Origin of the sequence: Marvinbryantia sp., from assembly GCF_047017445.1 — a bacterium.
Taxonomy (GTDB): Bacteria; Bacillota; Clostridia; order Lachnospirales; family Lachnospiraceae; genus Marvinbryantia.
Genome location: NZ_JBKXTT010000002.1, coordinates 363,023 through 386,800 on the forward strand (window position 1 = coordinate 363,023; position 23,778 = coordinate 386,800).

Below are 23,778 nucleotides of genomic sequence, written 5' to 3' on the forward strand. Positions count from 1 at the left end.
GACAACAGCCGTATTTTGAAAGGAGTACGATTGAAATATGATTATCGGATTTATCATATGGAGTATAGTCGCCGCTGTCTTTTTCGGAATCGGAATCAGCTGCCTCAGGTCAACTGAGGCCGTGGGTTTTTTCACGTTTGTGAATCCGCCGGAAATAAAAGATGTAGCGCATTATAATAAGGCGGTATCTGTATTATGGCTTACAGCGGCAGCTGTATTTGAAATCATTGGTATTCCTGTTTTGTTTTTAGAGCAAAATTCTCCTTTTTTTGTTCTCGTGATATTCGCGGTAATGATTTTGCTCATCGGAATGATGATCACATATCTGAAAATCGAAGCAAAATACAGAAAATAAGCTCTTATCATCAACCTGTTCAGCAAAAAGCCCCGGTGTTCCAGCACCGGGGTTTTTCTATTCTCATTCTGGAGCGGCAGGGCATATAATGTTTTTTCCGCCGAAAGTGACACAGGATGTTCTCCTTACGATAAAAACCTCGGAAGTCGCTGTGAAGTTCGTCGGCAACTACGCCCCTTGTGGACTTACACCACAGACTGACGGCATGCCCGTCATACAAAGGAAGAACGCTTCCAGGTATTATGCCTGAAAGCGTTCTTTTTTCATGGGCCTTTTTCACAGCCCCTTTTATTTTGATACTTACTCTGCCAAAAATTATTCAACAACCAGTGTAAACCGTACCGATGCGAAATTTAACGCACAATTTCTTTCGTTTCTTAATTCAAACGGATATCCGCTCATAAGCGCAATTACTTCGTATTCTCCAGGATTTTGCGGCGCCTTAAATTCTATCAGTCCGCAATTTGTACGCTGGTGTTGATTCTCTGTAAATGCATACGGTTTTCCATTGATGTCCGTTTGCTTCCAGTCTACCAGAAGCAGAAATAAAATATCAGATGAGTCCTCGTAGCCGGAAGCCCGGTAAACCAACGTTACTGTTTCGTCCGGCGCTGCGTCAAGCACATCCGGCGGGAAGTAAACTTCATTATCATCCTTCAACTCCATATCCCGGTTTAACATAATTCCAGAAAACGGAATCTCATAAAATTCAGCTTGCCAGTTATGCTTCAATACAGATTGCTGCTCAGATTGTTTTGACGCCCCTGTCAGGGTAAAATCGGCAGAATAAGAATCTCTTTCTGTCGATACGATACCGGCTTCCGGTGCGCCCGCGGGTCTTTAAACATAGCAACTGTAATCGTGTGTGACTGATTTAAATCAATTTTATTTTCGGGCAGAAAAAATTCTATCGCAAATCCTTCTGTTGCATCGGCCGTAAAATAATATTCTTCATATGTTTCGCCATCAATCTTAAATTCCGATTCTATATAATCCACAAAGATTTTCAGCACATATTCCGCTTTACTTCCGTTTGCAAAATCAAAGATTAAAAACAGACTGTCTTTTTCGCTTTCCAAAAGTACCGTATTATTCAGCGTAGGTTCTTTCCCATTTGAAAGCCCGATGCTCATAATATCGTACCATGAATCTGCCAGTGCCGAAGATTCTTCACGTGCTCGCTGAATTTCCTCCCGAATAAATTCCGGAACATCAGAATTTCCAACAGAATCATCTGCTGATATCGGCGATGACAAGATTAAAAAGCAACATAGAACAAGACTTATCCAACGAAAAAAAAGCGTTTTTTTAGCAAATCCATTCATAAATACTGTTAATTATAAGATTTGCTTAAAGTTCCTGCCACTAAATTACTACTTGAAGTGTGTTTACTCTGCCCTTCGCCTGTATAAGTACAAACGTTGGTAGTAGCATATACATAATTACCGGATGCAGCAGTTGTATTGTATTGCGTAGTCCAACCACTTGTAGCAACTGTTTGTCCATTATTATTTACAGTGCATTGCGCTTTATGAAAATACGCTGTGATGTCTGAATAAGATTTGCAATACATCCCACTGCGATCTCCATACAAAGCGGCGTAAGCATTATATGTAGCAAACGGCGCAACAGCATCAGATCGATGTTCGACAGCTCGCTGAGGCACTACTCCCAGACACATTTCAGAAGCCTGTACTCCAATAGGTGTGCATCCTACTACAAGAGTTAACAAAATAGCTACTAATTTCGAAGTGCGTTTTGTTCTCTTCTTCATAACAATTCTCCTTTCCATATTTGGAAGAATACTATTCACTTCATGATGGTATCCAAAGCATTCTAAAATGTTCATTAGGGAGGAATTTTTATGAATAATTCTTTTGAGCGATATTTACATGATGTCCGTTCTGTTTTTCCTGTTTTTCAAAAATCCGAGCAAAGATTTTTTCAAGATTTTTCATCTGCGATACAGGAATATCAGAACACACATCCAGACTGTACATTCGAAGAATTAAAAGAAAATTTCGGCTCACCAGAAGACATCATTACAGAATATTACGATAATATCGGTTCTGGTGCTTACGTGAAAACTATGCGAAAATCATATTACTTAAAAATTATAACTATAGCTGTCATTATTCTGTCCATGTGTATTGTCTCCCGAATATATTACATATATAAAGAATGGGATAATACGCAAATATCCTCTGAACAGACCATTATTATCTATAATTAAAAAATTTTTATAAGAAGTATAAATGTATGAAATTATTTAAATATTGTTTTCTTACAATTTGTCTGCTTTTTATGTTTTCTCTTCCGTCATCAGCAAATACTGGTAATGTAACTGCAAACACAGGAATTGAATATCTTTCCAATGGTGATTATCTGGAAACTGTCATTACACAAACCTTCTCGACACGTTCTTCTCTAAGTGGAACAAAAACTACAAACTATAAGAACTCCGCCGGTTCTATAATGTGGTCAGTGTCTGTTAATGCAACTTTTTCCTATACATACGGTAAATCATCTTCATGCACAAGTGTCAACGGCAGTTCCGCTTCTTACTCTTCTGCATGGTCTGTTTCCGATGCAACTACCAGCAAAAGCGGAAATCATGCTACCGCGTCAGCAACCGGATACCATTATGTAGCCGGTATATTAACAGACTCTCTTTCCCGCTCTGTCACACTCTATTGCGACAGCTACGGTAATTTATCTTAAAGTCTACTATATATACAAAAAAGGTGCCGCATCCAGAGATTTTTCTCAAATGCGGCACTCTTTTTAAAACCCTTTTATCTCTATTTTTTCCGTCTTTTCTGAAATGACGCTGATATTTTTTCTCTGCGATGTTCCTGTAAACATGTTTCCGTCACAGTCCCTTCGCTTTCTTTACGCACGCTCTCTGCGCCTCGATCACCGCACTGCGCAGCCCTTTCTCTTCGAGCACACGCACCGCCTCGATAGTGGTTCCTGCCGGGGAGCAGACCATGTCCTTTAAAACGCCGGGATGTTCGCCGGTCTCCAGCATCAGCTTCGCGCTCCCCATCACCGCCTGCGCAGCGAATTTATACGCCTGCGCGCGCGGCATCCCGTCTGCCACCGCAGCGTCCGCCATTGCCTCCAGAAACAGAAAGACGTAGGCGGGCGAGCTTCCGGACACGCCGACCACCACATCGATCAGGCTTTCCGGCACTATTTCCGTCTTGCCAAAGCTGTCGCAAAGCCTGCACACCATCTCCGCTTCCTCATGTGTCACAAGTTCGTTTTTGCAAAGCCCGGTCATACCTGCACCCACCATCGCCGGGGTGTTCGGCATCGTGCGGATGATCTTCACACTGTCTCCCAGGCGTTCCTGCAGCCATGCGAGCGTTTTCCCCGGAGCAATGGACACAAAAATCTGTTTGCTCACAGAGGGACGGATTTCCGTAAGCACCTCTTCAAAATACTGCGGCTTCACCGCCAGAAACACGACGTCCGCAAACTCCACCGCCTCGCGGTTACTCTCTGCCGCACGGATGCCAAGCTGCTCCCTTATTTTGTTTCTGGTCGCCTCTGTCTTTGCCGACGCCATTATATTTTCTTTCGGTGCCTGCCCGCTTGAAAGAATTCCGTTTATCATTGCCTTCGCCATATTTCCACAGCCAATAAATCCTATCTTCATATCTATCTTTTCCTCCATTTTCACAATCTGTCCCATGCAAAATCGATCCATGCAGATACCTTACATCCGCCGGAAATCTCTATTCTATTTTGTCGATTGACGCAAGATCACCTGATAATTTAATACCGCCTCATCCTCCGCCACTTCCTCGCCGAGCTGCCGCAAAAGCGTCATACAGGCATTTTCTCCCAGCCCTTTTGTGTTGTAGTGCAGACTGGTGACGGTCGGTCTGAAAAGTTCAAGCTGCGGATTGTCGTAAAAGCTTGCAATCTTCATATCCTCCGGTACCCGGATATTCCGCTCGCGCAGGCAGCCGATCAGCATACTGGTGATAAAATCATCCATACACAAAATGCCGTCTGCGCCCCTTGCCAGAATTTCCTCCAGCGCAGCCGACGTCGCCGTATAATTTTCAATATCAAAGAATATCAGCGACTCGTCCACCGGCACCTTCTGCTCGCGATGCGCCTCCAGAAAGCCCTGCAGTCGGCTTTCCGTCACAAGATGCCCACGATTTCCGCCCAGCAGCGCCAGCCGCCGGATCCCTTTCAAAAGAAGAATGCCTGTCAGCTCGCAGCTTCCCTCCCGGTTCTGATTATCCACCCAGACGATGCCCTCTTCGTCCGCCGGTCCCACCACGACAAACGGCACCTGTTTTTCCTTCAGATAACGCTGCATTGCAGAATTATCCACCGTAGACCGGCTCAGGATCATTCCGTCTATCTTGCGGTTCTCTACCATGCGGCGGCTCCCGGAAAAGTCCTTGGCGTCCGCGATCGTGATCACAATGTCATAATTATGTCTGGACGCCGCTTCAATAATCCCATTCATGCACTCCTTAAAAAACGGAAAATCCATCACTGAATAATCCGCCGGGAGCACAAGCCCCAGATTGTATGTTCTGCTCTGCGCAAGCGCGCGCGCCACCACGTTCGGTCGGTAGTCATGCTCCTCAATAAAAGCAAATACCCGTTCCCTCGTCTCCTTGCTGATGCGCCCCTTTCCCGAGATCGCCCGCGATACCGTCGTCTTGCTCACGCCAAGCTCCCTGGCGATATCGTCAATCGTGTAAATTTTATCCTTCTCCATAATTCTTCACCACCCTGCATCCTCCGGCTGCCGCCTGCGCCCTGTTCCGTTTTCCCCGGCACAGAAAACAGTCTGTCATGTCGTCCTGCTGCAAAAAGCGGCTCCCTGTTACTCTCCGCCACAGAAAGCAGCGTCTTCTGTCTGCGCAACCGTTTTCTTCTAGCATAGCAGACCCCGTCGCCGCCTGCAAGCATTATTTCCGGAAGATATCCACAGGCTCAGCAGACTGCCTTTTCTGCAGCGTTCCCTGCCCGATTTCCAGCACTTCATCCGCCTCGTCTGCCAGTTGCCTGCTGTGCGTCACCACAATAACGCATCTGCCCGATTCATGGGCGGTCTTTTTCAGCAGCCGGATAATGCCGCCGGCTGTCTCTTCGTCCAGATTCCCGGTCGGTTCGTCCGCGAGCAGCACCTTCGCATCGCCTGCCAGAGCGCGGGCGATCGCTACCCGCTGCTGCTGACCGCCGGAAAGCTGCAGCACATTTCTTTTCCAGTCCCCGCAAAGGATGCCGACCTTTTGCAAAAGTTCTCCCGCGTCCCTGGTGCCGCCCAGCTTCACATTCTCTTCGGCAGTAAGATAATCAATCAGATTATAGTTCTGGAATACCAGAGAGACATGATGCCTGCGATGGTAATTCAGCCCTTTTTTGCGGATATCCTCCCCTTCATAAAGAATCCTTCCCTCCGCCGGGTTATCCAGCCCCGCCAGCAGGGAAAGAAACGTCGTTTTCCCAGAGCCGCTGGGACCGGTAACCGCATAGAACACCGCCTCTTCAAAAGCGGCGGACACATTTTCCAGAACCATTTTGTCACGCCTTGATTTATAAAAATACCGGATATTTTCCGCTTCCAGAATCATAGTTATTCCCCCTTTAAAATATCTGCCGGCTTTCTGCGCAGAATCAGCACACCGGCGACGCCTGTCGATAAAAGAATCAGAGCGCCCACACAGAGACCATCCGTCAGCAGCATCGCCGGCGTGAGCTCTGTTTCCACATCCGTTACCGTCAGCTCCGGCGCCTGGTACTCCGTGGCGGTTCCGCCCGCATCCAGCTCCGCCTGCAGTTCGTCCTGCTGCGCCTGCCAGTCTGTCAGATAGCCCGCGGCGGCGTCCGATACCGCCGGAGCCGCCAGAAAGGAAAGTGCCAGCGCCAGCGCGCCGCCCAGGAAAGCCTCCGCTGCAATCTGCAGAAGAATCTTCCCTCTGGCAATTCCAAGCGACAGCAGTATCCCAATTTCATGCGTCCTGCTCCTGAGCCAGAAAATAAAAATGAAAAACAGAATCATAAAACCGGCTCCGGCAACCACCAGCAGCAGCGTATTGTTGATTTTTTCCAAATCATGAAAGTACGCCGCCATCGTTTCCAGACTGCCGTTATTGTCAATCAAATCGTATCTCTGCCAGTCGATATCCGCCGCCGCGATTGCTTCCCGCACCGCATCGTATTCGTTGACATCCGCCACCTTAAAATACGCCTTCTCATACAGCGGGTCGTCCTGCTCCACCTTTTCCGGAAAATGCAGGTCCGTGAAAATCACATTCTCGGAGCGGTACGTATCGCCGGACATATAAGGCTCCATCCGCTCTTTTACCTGATAAATGCCCACAATTACCGCCTCCTGTACCGGCTCCTCCTCCTTCACCGGGCAGAACCTCAGACTGTCGCCCACCTCCAGATGGTTTTTCTCTGCCAGCTCCTCCGATATCACGCAGACGTTACTGTCCTCTGCCGTTGTCATCCTTCCTTCTTTGATGGTGACGTTTCCGCCAAGAACATTGTCATCCATCGTCATATCCAGATTTCCGACCAGCGCCACTCCCTGCAGATCGCCGGTCTGGTCCGTACCTGCATCCTCAATCCGCTCAAAGCCGACCGGCAGGACCGCCGTGGGAACCGTCGTGATATTATAATCGGAAATCCCCTCCACAGCGGCGATTTTTTCAATATCTTCCATTTTCAGTGATTCAAAAGAATTATCCGTCCAGCTCTGCCATACTTCATTGCCGTTTACCGTAATCTTCTGCTGATGGTAGCCATCGTATTCTCCCTGCCCGTCCGCGGACAACTCCTCTATCTTCCGGCTGGCTTCCTCTATCCGCCTGCTGCGGTTCTCCGGATTCTCCTCCAGCAAAAACCCGGCGCCGATTGCCTGTCTTGTACTGTCCTTTACAGCGATATTTGCCGAGCGCCCCGCCATGCCGGATAAAAACAGCAGGCTGACCAGAAACACGACCAGCAAAAGCAGAATACTCCGGACCGGCTTTCTGAGGCAGGAGCGGATTGCTCTCTGAAATAAATTCATGGTATCATTCCTCCATTTCTGACAAAATATCTTTCGGATTTGTCTTGAGTACCGGCAGCACTGACAGCAGAACAGCCGCCAGCACCACCAGAATGCCGCTTCCCGCCAGAAGGGCGATATCGGCTGTCCGCACGGATATCTGCGCGGATACCTCCGTCTTTGCAAAAGTCATCAGAAACGCCTGCAGCTTCCCCGCCGCCAGATTTCCAAGGATGCAGGCGGCGCACAGGGCAGCCGCAAATACGGCAGCCGATTCCAGAAATGCCTGCAGAAAAATAAACAGCTTCCGTTCGCCCATGCTCAGAAATACCGCCATTTCCTTCTTTCTTCCGCGCATCCACATGCAGAGCAGCAGGGAGACGACCGTGATGCCGGTCAGAAAAGCAAGTATCCTCATCAGCCCCACCATCCCGGTCATCTGCGTAAGCGGCGCTTTCATCTGCCGGTAAAGGACGTCCGATGTGGTAATCTCCGCTTTTCCCTGCAGAATTTCCTCTATCTCCTCCGCCAGCGTATCCAGAAGCTCCGGCTGCCCGGTGCAGACGGTCACCTGGTAAAATCCGCCGCCGGTCAGCTCCAGATACGTCGTGCTGTCGATATAAATGCGGTTCTCCAGCCGGTAAAGGGCGGGAGTGTCGTTTTCCTGCCGGCTTTCATTCCCGGCAAGGTACACTCCGGTCACTTCTACGGTCACGACATTCCCGTCCTCTGCTTCCAGCGAAATCGTATCGCCGACCGAAAGACCGTTTGCATCCGCAAATCCGGCGTTCACCAAAACACCGCGGCGGGTTTGGGCATCAATCAGGCTGCCCTCCGTAAGCCGGAAGGACTGCTCCGCAAAAGGTCCTTCGCTTTCCAGGTCGTCATATGCGTACAGACTGACCTGCCGGTTCTCAGGCTCCCCGGAATCGCTGGCGGTGACCGGCGTAAGGCTGACCGCGTATGCCGCCTGCTGCCCCATCCGGTTGACGGATGTTACCGCTTCCAGGCTCCGGATGCTTTCCGCCTCCTGCTCCGTAACCGGATGCGCAGTATCCGAAGCCTCGCAGATGACACTGGCTTTCGTTTTTTCCCGCATTGACACTTCCGTGGCTTCTGCGGCTTCCAGCAGCATCGTCGTGCCCAGAATCATGCCGCTGACAAAAAGAAATACCAGAAACAAAAGAGCCGTCTTCGCACAGTTCCTTCTCAGATAAAGGAACCCTCTCCGATAAAAAGGCATCGCTTTCTCCCTCCCGTCACTGATAGCGGGTAATCAGCACCTTTACGGCATGAATTTCCCCGTTTTCCTGTGTATCTCCGTAGACGGCGACACCGGTGGATTTTTTCACGTCCGCCGCGCTGGCGTCCTTAAGCGTAATTTCCCCGGTGGTGGTGCTGATACTGGCAATCTGAAAAAGGCAGTCCTCCCCATAAGAAACAGTGGTGCTGTCCATACCGCTCTCATAACCGGCTGCCGCCTGGATTGCCGTATCTTCTGTGCTCTGCTCCGGAACCACCTGGAAGCTCCCGTCCTGGAAATCAGATACGCTTCCAATCAGGGCTGCAGACGCCTGCATTTCATCCAGATTCTGCGGATTCTGATTTTCCTCCTGGCTCTGCGCTGCTGTGTCACTCTCCCCGTTTTGTCCGGCGACAGAGCCCTGGCAGCCGGTCAGCGCAAGTGCGCAGAGCAGAATCGCTGTTACCGTTATTGTTCTCCTGTGTTTCATCAGAAATCTCTCCTTTCTTTATCTGCCGGCTTTTGCACGCCCGGCAGCATCACGGCATTCCCTTTTCGGAATGTTTGTTTTTACGCGCCTATCATAATGGAAAACTTCTCTAAAAATCCTCAGAAAAAAGAAAAAGGAAATCCCCCGGATTTTGATAACTTTTAGAGGATTTCTCTGGTATACTATAAAAGTTAAGTGACAAATGGCAGCCTTTTTCATGTTCAGCCACCCGCAAAGAGAGGAATGCAATGATATGATAAAAATATTACTTATAGAAGACGACCGGGAGCTGTGCCGCTCCATCCGGCGGGAGCTGGAAAAAAACGGCTATATGGTGGAATGCTGCAGCGACGGGGAGACGGCAATGTTCTATGCGCTGAATACCGATTATGGATATGATATCGCTATCGTGGACCGTATGCTGCCGGTCATCGACGGTCTGACCATCATCCGGGCAATGCGCCAGAAAAATATCCAGATTCCTGTCATCATCATTACGGGAATGTCCGCTCTGGACGACCGGGTGGACGGTCTGGACGGCGGGGCAGACGACTATCTGGTAAAGCCCTTTCACATCCGCGAGCTGCTGGCAAGGGTGCGCGCGCTGACGCGGCGGCCGCATCAGATACAGGATGCAGAGTTACTCACCTGCGGCGACCTCCGGTTCGATACTTCCACCCGGACGCTCCAATGCAGTCAGCGAAAGGTCGCGCTGACAGCAAAAGAAGCAGAGCTTCTCGGCACACTGATGAGGCAGCCGGAAGCTGTATTTTCACGGGAGCAGCTTGTTCTGAAGGTATGGGGAAGCGATTCTGATATTGAACCTGGAAATGTGGACAACTATATTTCTTTTCTTCGCAGACGCCTCCGGGAGCTTGGGAGCGCCTGCCAGATTAAAACGATTTACGGTACCGGCTACCGGTTGGAGGAATCACATGCTTAAACGACTGCAAAACCGCCTGCGTATTTTTCTGATTGTCGTTTTTATGGCAATCGTCACGCTGATTCTCTGCTTTTCCTTCCACAGCATCCGGCAGGCGCAGCAGACTGCCGATATCACTTATATCCAGCGCATAGCGTCTCTTATTATTTATCAACTGGAAGCGGATTCCTCAGAACCGGAAGCACTCCTCGCCGACTATGAAAGCGAAATGCACGTTTACAGCCTCCTGACGGACGAAGATGGCTCTGTCCTGTTCCGGAGCGCCCCGGATACCCGCACAGACCCTGATACGCTGTGGGAAACGGCAGAGAAAAGCATGTCCGCACGGACGACTGACGGGGCCCTGAGCAGTCCCGCCGTTACCGAGCAGAGCGGGTATATGGAGATTTCCGGTGACAGCGGCGACCACTATCTTGCCATCTGCGCCAGCATTCTCACAAAGTCCCAAAAGCTGCTCTCTCTGATTTTATTTTATGAGGAGCCCTCCGCCGGAAGCCTGCTGGCAGAACAGGCTCCGGCATACTGCGCCATCTGGCTGCTGGCATTTGCGGGCATTCTGATTGTCAGCCGTTTTCTGCTGCGCAGAGCATTCGCCCCCACAGAGCAGGTGCTTAAGGGACAGAAGGACTTTATTGCCGCCGCCTCCCACGAATTAAAATCCCCCCTGGCGGTCATTATGGCAAACGCGGAAGCCATCCAGGATGCCGGTGAGACCTCCCCGCAGGTGCGGGAGAGCCTTGGCATCATCGACGCGGAATGCACCCGGATGTCCGGACTGATACGTGATATGCTGCTCCTTGCCGCCTCGGATGCCGACCAGTGGACCCTCCAGAAAACTCTGACGGATGTGGATACGCTGCTGATTACGCTGTATGAAGCCTACGAGCCCGTATGTCTGAAAAAAAATATCCGTCTGAAGCTGGAGCTGGACGAAAAAAGCTACCCGCCTCTTTTTACGGACCAGGAGCGTGTTTTCCAGATATTGAGCATCTTTCTGGACAACGCAGTCTGTTACTCGCCGGAAAACAGCTCCATTGAAATAAAAACGAGGCAGACCGCCAGAGAATTGATTTTTCTTGTCGCAGATCATGGAAGCGGCATTGCAGAGAAGGATAAACCGTTTATTTTCAACCGTTTTTACTGCGCCGATAAATCCCGCACCGATAAATCGCATTTCGGTCTGGGACTGAGCATTGCAAAGGAGCTGTCCGGAATGCTGTCCGGAAAAATATGGTTTGAAGATACGCCCGGCGGCGGAGCGACGTTCTTCCTTTCGCTGCCCTCCGGACAGTCACCTGCATAGCATCATCCGACGGCGATCTTCCGTTTTTAATCAGAATATTTCCAACCGCACCGGTGAAAATATTTTTTCCGGACGCCGCAGACGAAACAGAGCAGGGACAGTTTTATTCTGCCCCTGCTCCTGATTGAATTTTTTATCATTTTTAATACGCTCTTTTGAGATCTGTTTTCTTTCTTAACCTTTAACCGCACCCATCGTAATGCCCTTCGTGAAGTATTTCTGGAAGATCAGGAATACCACGATAATCGGAACCGCCGCCAGCGCAGCGCCTGCCATGATCAGACCGAAGTCTGTGGAGTTCTCCGCCTGCATACGTGCGATACCAAGGGAAATCGTTGCGTTTTCCGTACTTGAAAGCATGATTAACTGCATGAAGTAATCGTTCCAGGAATTGATGAACGTGAAAATCGCCAGCGCGCCGATACCCGGTTTAATCATCGGCAGCGCAATGTTTGTAAAGGTTTTCCACTCGCTCGCGCCGTCGATGCGCGCAGCTTCCATCATCTCTCCCGGTATCCCCTCCGCGAACTGCTTAATCAGGAATACGCCGAACGGCCAGCCCACAATCGGGAAGATTACCGCCCAGATGGTATTGTACAGATTCAGCGCCGACATCTCCCGAAGCAACGGAATCAGGATAACCTGTTTCGGCAGCGCCATCGCACAGACAATCAACGAAAACAGCACCGTTCTGCCGATAAAGCGCTTCTTTGCCAGCGCATAGCCCGCCATAGCCGAAGTCGCGCAGGTAAGGATCATGGACATAACCGCCATAAATATCGTGTTCATCAGCCAGCGGATAGAAGCCGGAACAGTCGGTCCCGCAAAAGTAATGCCGGTAAACGGAATGCTCAGAGACCAGAGCGGCGCCGTCTGCTTGCTGAACAGCTTTTGATAGTTATCCAAAACCCACTCATTGGGTATCCACTGCGGGGTCGTAGAGTTGATTGCTTTTGCCGTCTTAAAGGAGCCGGTAATAATCCAGTAAAGCGGGAATGCAAAGGCAATCGCCAGAAGGATGATCACCGCTATCGATATAATCTTATAGCACTTGGTTCGTACTGCCGTCGTCTTATTCATTTTCCGTACCTCCCCTCTAATCTGACTGCGCCATCTTAAACTGGACAGCGGAAAGCACAGCAATAATAATCGCCAGGACAACTCCCATCGCATTACCGTAGCCATAGCGATACAGCTTGAACGCCGTGTGATAGATATAGTACATTATCGTATCTGTGCTGTGGTTCGGACCGCCGCTTGTCAGAAGCTGTATCAGCGCGAAGCACTGGAAGCTGTTGATCGTCGTGATAACGAGGATGTAAAGCGTGGTCGGCATGATCTGCGGCCATTTAATCTTCCAGAAGCACTGCATCTTATTCGCTCCGTCTACCTCTGCAGCCTCCACCAGAGACGCGTCCACGTTGTTCAGCGCGGATACATAAAGCACGATCGGCTGTCCCACAGAGGTTGTAAGCAGAATCAGAATAATACATCCAAGCGCAAATCGTTCATCGCCGAGCCAGTTGATGTTTTTGTCAATCAGTCCCAGGCCCTTGCCGACGTAGTTGAAAATACCATAGTAATTGTTGTACATCCATTTCCATACAACCGCAACTGCCACGGAACCGGTAACGACCGGAAGATAAAATACGCATCTGAGCAGGGAACACAAGGGCCCCTTCAAATCGTAAATGATCGAACTTACCCACAGTGAAAAGATACAGGTTACAGGAACGGAAACTACTACAATAATAATGGTATTCCACAGTGCGCGCAGGAACACGCCGTCCTGGAACAGCTCTATATAATTTCCCAGTCCGACAAAGATATCCGCCCGGTTCATTGTAGAATCAAAGAAACTGGTAATCACACACTGAATCATCGGATAAATAACAAACCCGACAAAAAATATCAGATTCGGCAGCATAAACGCATATCCCGCGATCGTTTCTCTGCGCACCAGCGCTCTGCTCATGCTGTAGCCAGTGTTTTTCTTTGCTTTACCGGCCATGAAGCCTCCCCCTTTCTCTTTTTGAACCTTCCCCTTCATACGCCACTACATATGAAGACACCCTTCCCGCGCGCAAAGCAGGAAGGGTGCACGAGTTCAGATAATTATTCCGTTATCAGATGATAACCTTTCCGCATTCACAGTACAGCCTACTGTCCTGCTGCTGCGTTTGCCGTGGTCTGGAATTCTGCAACTGCGGTAGCAACGTCTGCGCCGGTACCGATCTGCTGCAGCATGTTCCACCATGCGGTACGAGCCTCTGCCCATCCGCCAACTACCTGGTAGTAGTCGCCCATGTACTGGGTGAAGATAGAGTACTCTGTCATCAGCTCATCGCCCTCGTAGATGTTTCCAAGATCCTTAACCGGCCAGTATGTGGAAGCCTTTACGCTCTCTGCCGCCATGGATTCATCGTTTGCCATAAAGTCAATGAAAGTCTTCGCTGCTGCGATCTTCGCCTCGTCGCCGTTGTTGAAGATACCGAAGCCCCAGATACCGCCGCAAAGCTGCGGTTCGCCGCTCTCAGACGGGAATGCCATCGGAAGCGCATCAAACTCCATAAGCTCAGCATTGTTCTTTTCCTGTGCAACGTTCCAGCAGAATGCCATCGCCAGTGTGCCGTTGCAGAAGAGCTGGATCTCATCGCCGCCTGCGATGGATGCGTCAAAGTTGATGCCGTCCATGCCAGCCAGAAGCTCAAGAGCCTTGATGTTCTCTTCGCTGTCCAGTGTGTAAGCGGTGTGCTCTGCGTTTGTGAAGGTGCCGCCGTACAGGTTGTTTACCAGTGCGCGTGTACCCTGGTCTCCGCCCTGTCCGCTGCAGTATACTGCGCCAACCGGATCCTGTCCGCTCTCATAAACTGCCTTTACAGCGTTGATGAAGCCTTCGGTTGTCCAGGTGCGTGTTTCCTCATCGAGATACTGAAGAGCGTCTGCTGCTTCAAATACGTCTCTGTTGATCGCCATGGTGTGAGCTGTCATGCAAAGCGGATACTCATAGAATACGCCGTCGTTGCTCTGGCACGCTGCTTCTACGGAATCGTAGATCGCTTCTTTTGCTTCGTCTGTCCAGAGGTCCGCCAGGTCTACCATAAGCCCCTTTGCGCCCCAGTTTGCAACCAGACGCTCCGGTCCTTCAAATACGATATCCGGTGCCTGTCCGCCTTCGATCGCGGTGTTGATCTGGTCGTCGCCGTTGGTGTAATCAAGATATTCGATCTTTACGCTGATCTCCGGATGCGCCTCGTTGAATTTTGCTACCAGGCCGTCCATTACTTCTGCGTTGCCCCAATCACCAACCGGATAGGTCCACATTGTGATTTCTGTTGTTTCTCCTTCAGCAAATGCAGTCGCAGATAATGCCATCGTTCCAACAAGTGCAAGTGCTAAGATCCTACGGAATTTCATATTTAACGCCCTCCTTTAATTATTAGAATGAACAGGTCTTAGCCTGTTCATTCTTTATAAATGTTGTACCCTTATTCTACATTTCTTTAGGCAATTTGTCAATATGTTTTTGAAAATATTTTCATTTTTTCATTTTCTGAAAAATTTTTACATAATCGTGGGAATTATTTTCAAAAGCGCCTGTGCAAGCTGTCTGTGCCCATCTTCCGTCAAATGCATGAAATCAACCTGGTTCGGTCCTGCAGATACCACCTGGTTCGCATCCAGGTAATGACAGCCCATCATTTTGGCGATCTGCTCATATTGCGCAGCAAGCCCTTCAGACTTCTTGGCACAGCCTCTTCCCATCGTCTGCGCCACCTCGGTGTCCGCATATTCTCTGCCGATATTCTGCGGCGTTACCACCAGGATATTTGGTTTTCCATCACGCCAGCAGTCCGTCGTGGCGATCGCTTTTGCGATCAGGCGCTTCAGTCCGAGCGCGATACACGCCGCCGAGGAGCCGAACCGTTCCTTTGTATCGTTCGTTCCCAGCATAATGATCAGCAGATCCACCGGCTCATGGCTCATCAGGCAGGGATAAATGTAATCCAGACCGTTCAGCCCCTCGTGGATCGGATCGGTAAAGCAGGTCGTCCGCCCGCTCAATCCCTCTTCGAGCACAAGGTAATCGTCGCCAAGTCCCTTCTGCAAAAGGCATGTCCAGCGCTGCGTCTCGTCAAATCTGCCGTTGTTTTCCGCACAGTAGCCATGCGTATTGGAATCCCCAAAGCAAACAATATGTTTCATCTTATCTTGCCTCCACAGCACTGATAAATCTCTGCGCGATCTCAAGCGGTCTGGTGATTGCCCCGCCAACTACCACAGCGAACGCCCCGGCGTCGAGCATCTTAACCGCCTGCTCCGGTGAATGTATCCTTCCCTCTCCGATCACAGGGATATCCAGCGCTGCAGAAAGCTCTTTCACCAGCTCGTAGTTCGGTCCGTCCGTCTTTTCGGTATAACTGGTATAGCCGTTCATCGTCGTTCCAACGATATCCATGCCAAGCTTCCATGCGCGCACACCCTCTTCATAGGTAGAAATGTCCGCCATCAGGATCGCTTCCGGATATTTTGCACGCACCTCCGTTATAAACTCACTGATAGTCTTCCCGTCGCCGCGCTTCTGATCGGTGCAGTCCAGGGCGATAATGTCGGAGCCTGCCGCCACAAGGTCATCCACCTCTTTCATGGTCGGCGTGATATAGCTTTCAAATCCCTCATACTGTATTTTCACAAGCCCGATCACCGGCAGCCCGGTTTCTTCCTTGATTGCAACCACGTCACGGATACTGCTGGTGCGGATCATCGGAGTGCCCGCCCGCTTTGCGGCTCTCGCCATCAGATACATGATGGATTTCTCTTCCACATAAAGCGGCTCGCCCGGCACTGCCTGGCAGGACACGATCACTTTTCCCTTCATCTTCGCAAAGAGTTCTTCTTTATTCACAAAATTTCCCTCCCTATCTTTTCTCATGCAGCACGGATGCGCCGAGCATCCCCGCGCGATTTCCAAGCTCCGCTTTTTTCAGCTCCACGCCGCGGAAGCTCGGTATCGTATTCCTGTATAACCGTTCTTTGATTTTTTCCAGCACGCAGGGCTGCTCCATCACACCGCCGCCCAGGATAATGCCTCCGGGGTTCAGCATATGAATGATCGTGATAAGACCGTAGACGATCTCACCGATCCATTCATCGATGACCGCCGCCACCTCCGGCTCTTCTTTTCTTTCAAAAACAAGACGCCCGTTCGAAAGCGACTCATCCAGCGCCCTTGCGCGCTCCACCAGCGCAGTGGCGGAAGCGTACTTTTCATAGCAGCCGGAGAAAAAATCTTTTTCCGGATCGCGATCCTCCGGGTGCGTGACTAACGCCCCGAATTCTCCGGCAGAAAAGCTGCTGCCTGAGTACAGCTTTCCGCCGAGAAACAGCGCCCCGCCAACGCCGGTTCCGTAGGTAAGGCAGGCAAAATCACGCATTCCTCTGCCTGCGCCGAACACCGCCTCGCCGAGCGCCGCCGCATTCACATCGTTTTCCACGGCGGTCGGAAGCTGGAATTTTTCTTCCATCATATCCTTCAGGCGCATACCTGTATAGCCTGGAATATTTTCGTTTGCCCAGATAATGCTTCCCTGCACCGGGTTCACCTGTCCCGCCGTGCTGATGCCGATCCTTGAAAACGCGTGCTCCCTCCGGTATCCTTCGATGATCTCCTGCGCGCGCGCTGCGACATGCGCGCCCCCAAGCTTCGCCTCTGTGGGAAATTCTTTGAGAGCGCTTAAATTTCCGTTCTCACAGATACCGGCTTTGATCGCCGTCCCGCCGATATCCAACACACAGATTTTCATGTTTCCCTCCTCTGCCGCGGTTCCGCCGCATTGCCGCAGTTCGCAGCCTCAGCAGAATTTCGCGATCGCTTCGTCGATCATCTTCGCGCACTTTTCTACCTGCGGCATATCCTCCGGGATCAGAGACGGAAGCGGTTTACGCACGCCGCCAAGCTCCAGACCGTCGCGTATCTTCATGACCTCTTTCATCACCGCATACAGGTTGCCGTGGCACGCGCACATCGCATAGATGATCGCATCCGCCGCGTTCTGTACATCCTGCGCCTCTTTGATCCTGCCGGCGTCCACCAGCTCCTTGATCTTCAGATACAGCTCTGGCATTACCCCGTAGGTTCCGCCGATTCCGCCGTCCGCACCGATCGCAAGACCGGAAACAAGCTGCTCATCGGGACCGTTGAACACGATAAAGCCCTCGCCGCCTTCCATCTTGAACATCTGGATATCCTGCGTCGGCATGGAGCTGTTCTTTACGGCAACTACTCTCGGATTTTTTCTCATTTCCTTAAAAAGCGGCATCGTCAGCGCCACGCCCGCGAGCTGCGGGATATTATAGATCACAAAATCCGTGTTCGGAGCCGCCGCGGAAATGTCATTCCAGTACTGCGCGATCGCATGCTCCGGCAGATGGAAATAAATCGGCGGGATCGCCGCGATCGCATCCACCCCAAGGCTCTCCGCATGTCTTGCCAGCTCCTGGCTCTCTGCCGTATTGTTGCAGGCAACGTGCGCGATAACTGTCAGCTTACCCTCCGCCGCTTTCATCACGTGCTCCAGCGTCAGCTTTCTGTCAGCAACCGTCTGATAGATGCACTCTCCCGAAGAACCGCCTACATAAACGCCCTTTACGCCCTTTTTTACAAGATGGCGTGTCAGCGCCTCCACCCGTTCTCCGTCTACCTCTCCGTTCTCATCATAGCAGGCATAAAATGCCGGAATGATGCCCTGGTACTTCTCCGCTTTGCTCATACTATCCCTTCCTTTCTTTATTTTGGGACATGCCGTCCCAGCTATTTTTATTATACTCTACCGGAAAATTATTTTCAATAAAATTGTTCCTGAAATTCCATTTCATTTTTAGTTTATAACCTTTACTTGCAGAGGAAGCATTTTTACTTTATAATAGTAGGAAATACTAAACGGAAAAATCTTACGAAAGGAGGTTTTCTATGTCTGTTAATATCCTGGATTATATCACGGAGCAATATCCCTCATTCACCCGCTCCGGCAAAAAGCTGGCTGATTATATTTTTGCAAACACCACGGAAACGCAGTATCTTTCCATTTCAGCGCTTGCGGAAAAAAGCGGGGTTTCGGAAGCTACCATCACACGTTTCTGCCACAAGCTCGGTTTAGCGGGTTACAACGACTTCAAGCTTGCGATCGCAAAATCAGACCGCGTGACGGATATGGGCGAGCCGTCCGGCACCCCCTCCACGATCACCTCGCAGGACAGCCTTTCCAGTATCTTCCAGAAGCTGCTGTCTGCAAATATCCTGTCTCTCACAGAGACCTTTGATCTGCTGGACGAAAAGGCAATTTCGAAAGCGGTCGATCTGCTCTACGATGCGCGCCACGTTTACTGCTTCGGGCATGGAAGCAGTTCTGTGATGGCAATGGAAGCATGGGCGCGGTTCAGCACGGCGTCCACGCAGTTCATCCACATCGCGGATTCCCATATGCAGATGCTTTCCACTGCGCTCGCCACCCCGCAGGATGTGATTTTATTTTTCTCTTACTCCGGCGCCACCCGCGACATGGAGGACATTATGAACGTCGCGCACCAGCGCAAAATTCCCGTGATCCTGGTCACACACTTTCCAAAATCGCAGGCTGCCGCCTTTGCCGACGTCATCCTGCTGTGCGGCTACAACGAAAGCCCGCTCCAATCCGGCTCCATCGCGGCAAGGATGGGGCAGATGCTCATCATCGACTGTCTGTTCCACGGCTTCTGCCTGAAAAGCCCCGGATACTATGCGTCCGCAAAGGCGACCGCCGCGGAAGCAATCGCAAAAAAACTGCTGTAAAAATGCTCTGAGTGGTCTCCACCGCAAACGCATCCGCGGTGAATACCACTCAGAGCATATTTTATTTAAATCACAGATCGGGCATTTATCCCTTTACGCCGCCGCTTGTCAGACCGCCCACCAGATGCTTCTCGATACAGATAAAGAGAATGACAACCGGTATGGTAGCAAACAGCGATGATGCAAACAGATACTGCCACTCGATCATATTGTAGCCGTTAAATACCGTGATGCCGACCGTCAGCGGTTTCAGAAGGTCGCTGGAGATCAGCGTCAGCGCAACCGTGTACTCGTTCCACGCATTGATAAACACGAAGATCAGCGCCGTCACAATGCCAGGTGCCGCTACCGGGAGAAGAACCCGGATCATCGCCTGGAGCTGATTGCAGCCGTCAATCGTCGCCGCCTGCTCCATCTCCGGAGAGATCGACATAAAGGTCCCCCGCAGAAGCCAGATGGCAAACGCCTGGTTAAACGCCGCGTTGATAAAGATCAGACCAAGCAGGCTGTCGGTGAGATGCAGCACGCTCATGACCTTGTAAATACCCACCAGAAGCACGACCGGCGCAAACATCTGGGAAACGATCACCAGACCGAGGAAAAATTTCTTTCCCTTAAACTTCATGCGCGACAGCGCATAAGCCGCCGGAATACCGCAGAGGATCGCGATTGCCGTCGCTCCGCCTGATATCAGAATGGAATTGATAAAGTAGCGTCCCAGCGGCGCCAGGCTCCAGATATCCACGAAGTTTTCCCACTCCCACTCGATCGGGAGCAGCGTGCCCTTCATGGAATAGATTTCCGCGCGGGATTTCAGCGCTGTGGTAAACATCACAAAATAAGGATACAGCGTTACCAGGACCATTACAATGATCGCCACATACAGCAGCACCCTGAGCACTTTATCCTTGGGTGTACGCGCTTTCTTGATGTACTTTTTTTCTTTACTCATCCTGCTCCTCCTTTCTTAAAGAAGCAATCATATAGACGGAGGCACAGACGCACAGAATCAGAAAGCCGATTACGGAAATCGCCGCCGCTTCACCGGTTCTGCCTTTATAAAATGCCTGCTTATACAGGTAAGTAACAAGGGTATCGGTACGGTTTGCCGGGTCTCCCTTGGTGATCGTCCAGACGATCGGAAAGGAATTGAATACATAAATAATATTCAGTACCGTGCTGACGGTAAGGGACGATTTTACAAGCGGGATCGTGATATTGAACAGCTTCTGCCAGAATCCCGCTCCGTCCACCGTTGCCGATTCATAATAAGATGCGTCAATACTCTGCAGCCCGGAAAGCACGCAAAAAGTGACAAACGGAATCGTTACAAAAATACCAACCCAGCACTCCCATGCGAAATAAGCGCCCGGCGTGGGCGTCCAGTTCACAGGACTGCTGATAAGCCCCAGCTTCAAAAGCAGGGTATTTAAGGTACCGTAATCCGGGTTAATGATAAATTTCCAGACGCCGGCCTGGATGATCAGCGATGTCGCCCAGGGAAATACAACGATCGCGCGCGCAACCTTTCTTCCGCGGAATTCGTTGTTCAGCATGAGCGCCAGCGCAAAACCGATGAGGGTGGACAGACCTACTACCACGATCGTCCATACGAGTGTGTTCTTCAGTACCATCCCGAAGGTAGAGCCTGTGACCACTTTTTTAAAGTTGTCAAGCCCCGCAAAGCCCTTGATGATACCGGCTCTGCTCACTTCACTCAGGGACGTGCGGAACACCTCGAAAATCGGAAACAGAATAAAAACTGTCATTAATAAAATGCTCGGAAGCAGCCAGATATAGGGACTCGCCGCCTTTAATAGATTCTTTTTTTTCATGTTTCACCACCAGTTTGAGACTTATCTGTACAAAGAGCCGGGCCTTTGTGCAGCCCGGCTCCCGGTTCTCTTTTTTGAGAAAATAAAGTATGTGTTTCGAAAATTAACCTGCGATGTCAGCCTGCAGCTCATCCAGCAGTGTTCTTACATCTTCACCGAGGAGTGCTCTCTGCTCAACGTCGATAACGCCCTGTTTTACATCTGCCCATTCAGCTTTTGCTGTCGGATAGAATTTGCTGGAGCCTACGATGTCAACCCATGCAGCCATGCTCTCGTCTGCTGCTGCAACTGCTTCGCCGCCTGCGATCGTTGCCGGAAGGAAGCCTTCCATCAGAACCCAGTCAGAGTAGCGTGCATCGTCATAGAAATAATCAAAGAATGTGGTGATCGCTGCCAGCTCTTCCTCAGAATAGCCGTTGTCAAAGCACATGAAGCGGTCCATAACGCCTGCGGATACGGATTCACCGGTATTGCACGGAATGGAAGCTACCGCATAGTTTACTTCGTGTCCGCCGTCTGCAATGTAGGTCGGAAGGCTGTTCGGTGCGATAACCATTGCGATCTGACCTGCGCCGAACATATCCTGCAGATCGTAACGTGTGTTGTTCGCCGGATCTGTGTTGGTGTAGCCGGCATTTACAAGACCGATCGCATACTCGATCGCTTCTACGTTTGCATCGCTGTTGAGCGCCCAGTCGCCGTTCTCATCAACAAAGCCGCCGCCGTTGTTCCAGGTGTAGTATGCGAACGCAGCCTGACCTTCGTCAGTTGTCATATCGATACCCCACGGATAAATGCTGTCGTCATATGCCTTGATCGCTTCGCAAGCCGCCGTCAGTTCATCCCATGTGGTCGGAACCTCCACACCTGCTGCTTCCAGAATATCTACGTTGTAATAAAGCGCACGTGCGGAAGCAAGGTCCGGAACTGCCCATACAACATCGTCCACTACAGACTGCTCAAGGAAGGACGGATACATCTTCGCATAGGTTTCTTCGGAAACGTAATCCTGTGCCGGGAGAAGCAGACCGTCCGCCTGATAATCCGCAAATACGTCGATGTTCAGAATATCCGGCGCGTTGTTTCCCTGAATACGGGTGTTTACTACGGTGTAAATGTCATTCCAGGAGACAACCTCTACCGTAAGCTTGATGCCTGCATTGTCATTGTTGAAATCCTCTACAAAATTTGCCCACCAGTCTGCGGTGTTCTGGCCATACTCTGCTGCAATTACATTGATTTCCACATCCTCTGCGGAGCATACCGCCGGTACCGCTGCCACCATAGATGCAACTGCTGCCATTGCTAAAAATTTCTTGTTCATAGCTTATGTCCTCCTTTAAGGTGAAATCGGACGTCCAAAGTTCACGAGACTGCGGCGTCCGTCTTATAGACGGATTATATAATATTTCCCTCAAAAAAGCAATCATTTTTGATAAATTTGTGAAATTTATTTTTATTTTTAAAAAATATTTGTATGTTAATCCCACAAAAACTGTTATATTCATTTGAATTTCTCTGATAGATACGATATAATAGCAGACAGAAAAACATATCGGGAGGAACGATCATGAATCAGAAAGCAATATCCCAGGAAGTGCTGAATGCCTTTTGCCTCGACGCAGATCCTGCATCCGTCCGCTCCTACGGCGACGGTCACATCAACGATACCTTTCTTGTGGAGGTTTCCGTGACAGACAAGTTTATCCTGCAGCGCATAAATACGGAAATATTTCATCATCCGGAAGAATTGATGGAAAATATCAGCGGCGTTACCGGCTGGCTTCGGAAAAAGATCATAGAGGAAGGCGGCGATCCGGCGCGGGAGACCTTAAACGTACGCCTCGCCGCTGACGGAAAGCCGTATTATAAGGATAACTTAAACGGCTACTGGCGTGTGTACGATTTTATCGGAAATACCTCCTGCTTCAACCAGTCGGAGTCTGTGGAGGATTTTTACCAGAGTGCGCTCTCCTTCGGGCATTTCCAGCGCCTGCTGGCGGATTATCCGGCGCACACGCTTCACGAAACGATCCCGCATTTTCACGACACGCCGGTACGGTTTGCCGATTTTGAAAAAGCGGTCGCAGCAGACAGCGCCGGACGCGCGGACAATGTGCGCGGGGAAATTGCTTTTGTGGAGGCGCGCAGAGAATACGTCCACACGCTGGTGGACCGGCAGGCATCCGGCGAGCTGCCCCTTCGCGTTACGCACAACGACACGAAGCTGAATAATATCCTGATCGACAATGCAACCGGAAAGGGCATCTGCGTCATCGACCTTGACACCGTGATGCCGGGACTTTCCGCCAATGATTTCGGAGATTCCATCCGCTTCGGCGCAAGCACCGCCGCCGAGGATGAGCAGGATCTCTCAAAAGTCTCCTGCAGTCTGGAGCTTTTCGAGGCATACACGAAAGGCTTCCTGAAAGGCTGCGGCGGCACGCTCACCCCCGCCGAGCTGGATTCGCTGATCGACGGTGCAATTATGATGACGCTCGAATGCGGGATGCGCTTTCTCGCAGACCACTTAGAGGGCGACCACTATTTCAAGATACACCGTGAGAACCACAACCTGGACCGCGCACGCACGCAGTTTAAGCTGGTGAAGGATATGGAAGAAAAACGCGGACAGATGGAAGAGATCGTCAGAAAAGTGGCAGAAGAGGTTCAAAAGAATCCCTGTTGATTGTATGGGGACAAAAGTTCTCAAACGTTACTGTTCACAGTAATATTCGCAAATCC

Annotated in this window: 26 protein-coding genes; 7 read left to right on the forward strand and 19 right to left on the reverse strand. The window is 50.5% G+C overall.

The features are described from left to right. Nucleotides 1-37 precede the first annotated feature (37 nt). On the forward strand, nt 38-355 hold the full coding sequence (locus tag ACLU9Q_RS03575; RefSeq protein ID WP_296838121.1) for a hypothetical protein: 318 nt from the start codon (nt 38-40) through the stop codon (nt 353-355). Between the two features lie 315 nt (nt 356-670). Here the strand turns inward: ACLU9Q_RS03575 and ACLU9Q_RS03580 are convergent, their stop codons facing one another. From ACLU9Q_RS03580 to ACLU9Q_RS03590, 3 genes are read right to left on the reverse strand one after another with little or no spacing between them, the layout of a single operon-like run. Then, nucleotides 671-1,087, reverse strand: a complete 417-nt coding sequence (locus ACLU9Q_RS03580) for a hypothetical protein (RefSeq protein ID WP_296838124.1) — start codon at nt 1,085-1,087, stop codon at nt 671-673. A gap of 35 nt (nt 1,088-1,122) precedes the next feature. Continuing rightward, on the reverse strand, nt 1,123-1,680 hold the full coding sequence (locus ACLU9Q_RS03585; RefSeq protein WP_296838127.1) for a hypothetical protein: 558 nt from the start codon (nt 1,678-1,680) through the stop codon (nt 1,123-1,125). Between the two features lie 8 nt (nt 1,681-1,688). Next, nucleotides 1,689-2,129, reverse strand: coding sequence for a hypothetical protein (locus ACLU9Q_RS03590; RefSeq protein ID WP_298514455.1), 441 nt, complete (start codon nt 2,127-2,129; stop codon nt 1,689-1,691). Nucleotides 2,130-2,219: 90 nt separating this feature from the next. Here ACLU9Q_RS03590 and ACLU9Q_RS03595 point away from each other — a divergent pair, with 90 nt between their 5' ends. Next, complete coding sequence (locus ACLU9Q_RS03595) at nt 2,220-2,588, forward strand: DUF6120 family protein (protein ID WP_296838132.1); 369 nt, start codon at nt 2,220-2,222, stop codon at nt 2,586-2,588. Between the two features lie 26 nt (nt 2,589-2,614). Next, complete coding sequence (locus ACLU9Q_RS03600) at nt 2,615-3,076, forward strand: hypothetical protein (RefSeq protein ID WP_296838135.1); 462 nt, start codon at nt 2,615-2,617, stop codon at nt 3,074-3,076. A gap of 151 nt (nt 3,077-3,227) precedes the next feature. Here ACLU9Q_RS03600 and proC read toward each other — a convergent pair whose 3' ends face one another. The 6 genes from proC to ACLU9Q_RS03630 form a co-directional block, all read right to left on the reverse strand. Then, the gene (proC, locus tag ACLU9Q_RS03605; RefSeq protein WP_296838138.1) at nt 3,228-4,019 is read right to left on the reverse strand and encodes a pyrroline-5-carboxylate reductase; all 792 of its coding nucleotides are present in this window, start codon (nt 4,017-4,019) and stop codon (nt 3,228-3,230) included. 84 nt (nt 4,020-4,103) lie between these two features. Next, a complete protein-coding gene (locus ACLU9Q_RS03610) occupies nt 4,104-5,108 on the reverse strand; it encodes a LacI family DNA-binding transcriptional regulator (RefSeq protein ID WP_296838141.1) in 1,005 nt (334 codons plus the stop codon). A gap of 193 nt (nt 5,109-5,301) precedes the next feature. Next, nucleotides 5,302-5,967 carry an ABC transporter ATP-binding protein gene (locus ACLU9Q_RS03615; RefSeq protein ID WP_296838145.1) on the reverse strand — a complete coding sequence of 222 codons (666 nt, stop codon included), beginning with the start codon at nt 5,965-5,967 and terminating at the stop codon, nt 5,302-5,304. 2 nt (nt 5,968-5,969) lie between these two features. Beyond that, nucleotides 5,970-7,412: an ABC transporter permease gene (locus tag ACLU9Q_RS03620; protein ID WP_412624668.1), complete on the reverse strand. Its 1,443-nt coding sequence runs from the start codon at nt 7,410-7,412 to the stop codon at nt 5,970-5,972. 4 nt (nt 7,413-7,416) lie between these two features. After that, entirely contained in the window at nt 7,417-8,634 is a 1,218-nt protein-coding gene (locus ACLU9Q_RS03625; RefSeq protein WP_296832557.1) for an ABC transporter permease, read from the reverse strand. A 16-nt stretch (nt 8,635-8,650) separates the two neighbouring features. Then, entirely contained in the window at nt 8,651-9,124 is a 474-nt protein-coding gene (locus ACLU9Q_RS03630; RefSeq protein ID WP_296832552.1) for a hypothetical protein, read from the reverse strand. 253 nt (nt 9,125-9,377) lie between these two features. On the opposite strand from ACLU9Q_RS03630, the gene ACLU9Q_RS03635 reads away from it, so the two are divergent. Together ACLU9Q_RS03635 and ACLU9Q_RS03640 are read left to right on the forward strand one after the other, a co-directional pair. Then, on the forward strand, nt 9,378-10,067 hold the full coding sequence (locus tag ACLU9Q_RS03635) for a response regulator transcription factor (protein WP_296832549.1): 690 nt from the start codon (nt 9,378-9,380) through the stop codon (nt 10,065-10,067). Further along, nucleotides 10,060-11,370, forward strand: a complete 1,311-nt coding sequence (locus ACLU9Q_RS03640; RefSeq protein WP_296832546.1) for a sensor histidine kinase — start codon at nt 10,060-10,062, stop codon at nt 11,368-11,370. The genes ACLU9Q_RS03635 and ACLU9Q_RS03640 overlap by 8 nt, the downstream gene beginning before the upstream one ends. 174 nt (nt 11,371-11,544) lie before the next feature. Here the strand turns inward: ACLU9Q_RS03640 and ACLU9Q_RS03645 are convergent, their stop codons facing one another. From ACLU9Q_RS03645 to ACLU9Q_RS03675, 7 genes are all read right to left on the reverse strand, one after another. Continuing rightward, nucleotides 11,545-12,450, reverse strand: coding sequence for a carbohydrate ABC transporter permease (locus ACLU9Q_RS03645; protein ID WP_296832543.1), 906 nt, complete (start codon nt 12,448-12,450; stop codon nt 11,545-11,547). A 16-nt stretch (nt 12,451-12,466) separates the two neighbouring features. After that, a complete protein-coding gene (locus ACLU9Q_RS03650; protein WP_296832540.1) occupies nt 12,467-13,381 on the reverse strand; it encodes a carbohydrate ABC transporter permease in 915 nt (304 codons plus the stop codon). Nucleotides 13,382-13,530: 149 nt separating this feature from the next. Then, nucleotides 13,531-14,787 (reverse strand): ABC transporter substrate-binding protein, encoded by a 1,257-nt coding sequence (locus tag ACLU9Q_RS03655; RefSeq protein ID WP_296832537.1) that lies wholly within the window; start codon nt 14,785-14,787, stop codon nt 13,531-13,533. A 147-nt stretch (nt 14,788-14,934) separates the two neighbouring features. Continuing rightward, nucleotides 14,935-15,576 (reverse strand): SGNH/GDSL hydrolase family protein, encoded by a 642-nt coding sequence (locus tag ACLU9Q_RS03660; RefSeq protein ID WP_296832533.1) that lies wholly within the window; start codon nt 15,574-15,576, stop codon nt 14,935-14,937. A 1-nt stretch (nt 15,577) separates the two neighbouring features. Continuing rightward, the gene (locus ACLU9Q_RS03665; protein WP_296832529.1) at nt 15,578-16,276 is read right to left on the reverse strand and encodes an N-acetylmannosamine-6-phosphate 2-epimerase; all 699 of its coding nucleotides are present in this window, start codon (nt 16,274-16,276) and stop codon (nt 15,578-15,580) included. Nucleotides 16,277-16,289: 13 nt separating this feature from the next. After that, a complete protein-coding gene (locus tag ACLU9Q_RS03670) occupies nt 16,290-17,174 on the reverse strand; it encodes an ROK family protein (protein WP_296832526.1) in 885 nt (294 codons plus the stop codon). A 48-nt stretch (nt 17,175-17,222) separates the two neighbouring features. Further along, nucleotides 17,223-18,140, reverse strand: coding sequence for a dihydrodipicolinate synthase family protein (locus ACLU9Q_RS03675; protein WP_296832522.1), 918 nt, complete (start codon nt 18,138-18,140; stop codon nt 17,223-17,225). Nucleotides 18,141-18,340: 200 nt separating this feature from the next. Here ACLU9Q_RS03675 and ACLU9Q_RS03680 point away from each other — a divergent pair, with 200 nt between their 5' ends. Next, nucleotides 18,341-19,198, forward strand: coding sequence for a MurR/RpiR family transcriptional regulator (locus tag ACLU9Q_RS03680; RefSeq protein WP_296832519.1), 858 nt, complete (start codon nt 18,341-18,343; stop codon nt 19,196-19,198). A gap of 85 nt (nt 19,199-19,283) precedes the next feature. Here ACLU9Q_RS03680 and ACLU9Q_RS03685 read toward each other — a convergent pair whose 3' ends face one another. From ACLU9Q_RS03685 to ACLU9Q_RS03695, 3 genes are all read right to left on the reverse strand, one after another. Further along, the gene (locus ACLU9Q_RS03685) at nt 19,284-20,150 is read right to left on the reverse strand and encodes a carbohydrate ABC transporter permease (RefSeq protein WP_296832516.1); all 867 of its coding nucleotides are present in this window, start codon (nt 20,148-20,150) and stop codon (nt 19,284-19,286) included. After that, the gene (locus ACLU9Q_RS03690) at nt 20,143-21,033 is read right to left on the reverse strand and encodes a carbohydrate ABC transporter permease (protein ID WP_296832513.1); all 891 of its coding nucleotides are present in this window, start codon (nt 21,031-21,033) and stop codon (nt 20,143-20,145) included. Before ACLU9Q_RS03690 ends, ACLU9Q_RS03685 begins: the two co-directional genes overlap by 8 nt. Nucleotides 21,034-21,136: 103 nt before the next feature. Beyond that, on the reverse strand, nt 21,137-22,357 hold the full coding sequence (locus ACLU9Q_RS03695) for an ABC transporter substrate-binding protein (RefSeq protein ID WP_296832511.1): 1,221 nt from the start codon (nt 22,355-22,357) through the stop codon (nt 21,137-21,139). Nucleotides 22,358-22,603: 246 nt separating this feature from the next. Here ACLU9Q_RS03695 and ACLU9Q_RS03700 point away from each other — a divergent pair, with 246 nt between their 5' ends. Further along, nucleotides 22,604-23,722 (forward strand): phosphotransferase enzyme family protein, encoded by a 1,119-nt coding sequence (locus ACLU9Q_RS03700; RefSeq protein ID WP_298513976.1) that lies wholly within the window; start codon nt 22,604-22,606, stop codon nt 23,720-23,722. The last annotated feature ends 56 nt before the right edge of the window (nt 23,723-23,778 follow it).